Genomic DNA, 628 nt, shown 5'->3' on the forward strand with positions numbered 1-628 from the left:
GGACACCACTAGTCGTGGCGTTCGTCGCCGTCCAAGCGCTGGCATTCGCCGCTGCGTACTCGGTCGGCCAGCCGACCTGGTACGCCTACTTCATCGTGGGCAGCACGGCCGTCACCGCGTACGCGCTCGACGGAACCTCATTCACCGTGGCGACAGCGACCGCCGGGAGTCTCCTCATGATCGCCCTGGGGCTGCCCCTGTTCATGTTCGTCGCACGGCAGACTCCTGCACTCGTCATCGAGAAGGCACTGGATCCGGATGTCCACCGCGTACTCTATCTCGGTGTGTATGGTCCATTGTTGGCGGCCGTGCTCAGCCTCCTGTTTGGTGTCCCACTGGCACACCTGCTAGCGAAGGGATTCCCCGGCCAGCCCCTCGTCGAGAGTCTCGTCGACCTCCCCCTTGTCGTTCCCCACTCTGTCGCGGGTATTATCATCCTGTTCGGCTTTGGGAAGAGCGGTGCATTCCCCCAGTTCTCGGTCCTCGGAACGATGGTTGGAATGGTGTTGGCGATGGCGTTCGTCTCGGCCCCGTACGCGGTCAACGCCAGCCGGGAGGCATTCGAGGCCATCGACGACCGCCTTGAGTACGCCTCTCGCATCCACGGCGCTAACAAGTGGGAGACGTT

Annotated in this window: 1 protein-coding gene; it reads left to right on the plus strand. The window is 63.2% G+C overall.

What is annotated here, in order from left to right; translation table 11 throughout:
- Positions 1-14: 14 nt before the first annotated feature.
- Positions 15-628, plus strand: a 614-nt coding sequence (locus EXE44_RS17765; protein ID WP_241991888.1) for an ABC transporter permease subunit, incomplete at its 3' end; no start/stop codon positions are given.

This window comes from Halorubrum sp. SS7 (genome assembly GCF_005435055.1).
GTDB classification, from domain to species: domain Archaea; phylum Halobacteriota; class Halobacteria; order Halobacteriales; family Haloferacaceae; genus Halorubrum; species Halorubrum salinarum.